The following is a 239-nucleotide window of genomic DNA, read 5'->3' as shown; positions in this document are numbered from 1 at the left end:
CGCACGACGAACCGATCACCTGGCGCGATGTGGAAGCCCTGCCGATCATCGCGCTGGGCGTGCTGGTCGTCATCGGCTTCGTGCGGATTCAGCAGGAACTGACGCCGGGTCTGGCGGCCGATTTCTGGAAGGGCGCCGGGATCGTCATCCTGCTGGGCGTGCGCAAGATGCTGGGCGACCGGCTGGACCTGGACGACGCGGCCGCATGATCGTCGGCCGTGCGCCGCGGATCCGCCATA

Annotated in this window: 1 protein-coding gene; it reads left to right on the top strand. The window is 68.2% G+C overall.

The genetic code is table 11. The features are described from left to right. Positions 1-209: hypothetical protein (locus tag CVH10_RS26410; protein WP_181244750.1), on the top strand; the 209-nt coding region annotated here is incomplete at its 5' end. Positions 210-239 lie beyond the last annotated feature (30 nt).

The organism is Halomonas sp. ND22Bw, from assembly GCF_003011945.1.
GTDB classification, from domain to species: Bacteria; Pseudomonadota; Gammaproteobacteria; order Pseudomonadales; family Halomonadaceae; genus Halomonas; species Halomonas halophila.
This window is presented reverse-complemented; position numbering and strand designations above follow the sequence as displayed.